Source organism: Geobacillus sp. B4113_201601 (assembly GCF_001587475.1).
GTDB classification, from domain to species: Bacteria; Bacillota; Bacilli; order Bacillales; family Anoxybacillaceae; genus Geobacillus; species Geobacillus icigianus.
This window is the reverse complement of record NZ_LQYX01000048.1, coordinates 56,411-58,769: the sequence shown is the minus strand read 5'-3', so window position 1 is coordinate 58,769 and position 2,359 is coordinate 56,411. Positions and strand designations below refer to the sequence as shown.

Below are 2,359 nucleotides of genomic sequence, written 5' to 3'. Positions count from 1 at the left end.
CGGGCAAGCGATTTTTCAGTTGTTTGAGTATGTGAAAGTCGTCCTCCTCAAGCTGCCGGATGGACGCATCCAACGCGCGCTAGGAAAACCGCTCACCCCTGATCAGCGAAGGATCCTGCAGGGATTGGGCATGGACGAGAGCATTTACGTGTAACGTCATATGGAACGACTAGCGATGGTAAAAAAAGGATTGCCATCGCTTGTCGTGTTGGTCAAAAAGTTATTCTGAAAAACTAAATAAAAAATCCTTTGTTTTGACCTTGTTAGGGTGCGAAATGTGAGGTGGAAGATCGTCTTCATGGTATCATCGCACACGACATGTTTCACTTTCGCAAGGAAGAGAGTCCTTTTTGCATCTTTTTGCTTACTTCCCCCGCCCCACCGAAGGAAATCCTCCTCTTTTTGAATGGAAGGGGAACTTCTTTCTCCTACAAACATTTTCCTCATACTATAACTGTTTGCGTAAACACTTTGCATATCTCTGTACTTTCATTTTGTGGAAAATAACTTCTTCCTTTACTACGTCCAAATCCTGTTTCTGACAGGCTAACACACTTTTGTTATGCTGTACAGATGCTTCATCTTCCAAACATCCAATGAATTCCAGCCTTGGATGCCCGTCCTTTTCGTCAGCCAACTGTTTAAAGTATTCAGCTTATTTGAATAGTTTCCTTACTTTTAACGCTGTCTGTGGGGCGTTACTACCTAAACGTTTCAGCTCGTCCACCTGTGCCATTAGAACTGCCTTTTCCTGTGCTTGTTTTGCCGTTCTCCTTTTCATCCTTTGATTTTGGGCATACCAAAAAAGCTCATTCCGCCTTATCATTCAAGTTGGAATAGGCCTTTGAAAGCTGATCTAAGCGTGTTCGTTGAGTTGTTTAATGTTTGGTTTGTTGGTTGTATGGTACGATCCTGCTGTTAATGATGTAAACCTCACGTAATTGCATCCCGTTTAGAAACTATTTTTTCTCTCTTTCCACCGTCTCTAAATATCTTTTTAAATGTTTTTTTCCAGAGTTACTTTTAGGCATAATTCCAAGATACTTATATTTCCAAATAGTCTTTCTTTCGTGCAAGTCTGCATTTGAAAGATCATCATAATTAAAATCAATTTTAAATTTTCCTGTATTGTCCAAGATTAAAGTGAAATTGGTCCAAGGCTCTTGAGTGTTATCTTTAAACTCTGTCCAGAGCTTCTGAGTAAGATCCATTAATTGATTCAATTTTTCTGAATATTCATGTTCACTTACTCTAAAAATTTCAGGAATATCATGACTGTAAACAGGTTTATCACTTCCTTCAGGATAGTAATAAAAGTAAGCAGTTCGAGAGCCTTCAACAATCTCACCATATAGATAAACCTTAGACCATTCCTCAGGAATAGTATCAACAACAACTTCTGCTATCTCATGGTATAGGATTCCTAATTTTTCTTCATTCATCTAACTTCCCCCCTAGTACATTATCAAATCGCCTAATTTCCCAATCATCATCGCCAATTTTGTACTTAATATCAAAACTTATTGGGCGGTGAGAATCTCCCTTATAATTTGGCTTTATCTTTACTTTCACTTCATCGCCTTGTTTAATTGCTTCTGCCCAAGTATTCTCAAGTTTCTTCCATTCACCCTTATTGAGATTCCCATTCATTGGTACAAGATTATCGAGATCACCTGAACCTTTAAAAATACTTGCAATTAAATGCCCACCTTCATCATCTGGCAATCTGTCTTCCCGTCCTGCAACTTTCTGAGCATAATTATTTCTTTTTCCATGTCCTAACTTGAGAGTACCTTCAGCACTGGAAATCCGTCCATTACTATCTGTTTTATAAGTTTATCCCTCTTTACTTGTATACTCAATATCTGGTTTTAGTACCTTTTTACGACCATCTTTAGTGTAATGATCTCCATAACTCACTTTAGTAGGAACTTTTGGCGTCCCCTTGGCACCCTTCTCAACCATTTCCCCCTCAACTTTCTTGATCATGTTGAGGGACGCATCTTTTGCTTCGTTCATCCACCCCCGAGGCGCCGGCCCCACTCCCGCATACGCCGGCTGCCATGAAACGGAGGCGACGTTCCCTACTAATTCGTCCCATTGCTTCTTGAACAATCGGGCTGTTTCGGCAAGAGGGGAGCGGACGGTTTGGCGAAAGGCGATGTCGCCGATCGCTTTCATTTTATCATCGCACACGACATGTTTCACTTTCGCAAGGGCGGAGGCGGCATCGATCGCCTTGGCGCCCTTGATCGCCGCTTTTCCGGCGACGCCGGCACTTTTAGCCGGGGGTACAATCGATAACAGCAACATCCCGCCCGCCAGCAATCGGTCCCCGACCGACAGGTGCTCGCCGGTA

2 protein-coding genes and 2 pseudogenes are annotated in these 2,359 nt (G+C 42.1%); 1 reads left to right on the top strand and 3 read right to left on the bottom strand.

Going from position 1 to position 2,359, the window contains the following annotated elements; translation table 11 throughout:
- Positions 1 to 154: pseudogene (locus B4113_RS20450) on the top strand (transposase); the annotation flags it as partial.
- Between the two features lie 805 nt (positions 155 to 959).
- On the opposite strand, the gene B4113_RS07830 reads toward B4113_RS20450, so the two are convergent.
- From B4113_RS07830 to B4113_RS19475, 3 genes and pseudogenes are all read right to left on the bottom strand, one after another.
- Positions 960 to 1,442 carry an antitoxin YezG family protein gene (locus B4113_RS07830; RefSeq protein WP_033023420.1) on the bottom strand — a complete coding sequence of 161 codons (483 nt, stop codon included), beginning with the start codon at positions 1,440 to 1,442 and terminating at the stop codon, positions 960 to 962.
- A pseudogene (locus B4113_RS19480) lies at positions 1,435 to 1,824 on the bottom strand (DNA/RNA non-specific endonuclease); the annotation flags it as partial. The pseudogene B4113_RS19480 and the gene B4113_RS07830, both read right to left, overlap by 8 nt.
- Before the next feature lie 12 nt (positions 1,825 to 1,836).
- A partial coding sequence (locus tag B4113_RS19475) for a pre-toxin TG domain-containing protein (RefSeq protein WP_235597976.1) occupies positions 1,837 to 2,359 on the bottom strand: 523 nt, incomplete at its 5' end.

What these genes read in the sequence shown, in the direction of transcription:
- B4113_RS07830 (WP_033023420.1), bottom strand. Translation starts at nt 1,442, where the DNA reads ATGAATGAAGAAAAATTAGGAATCCTATACCATGAGATAGCAGAAGTT.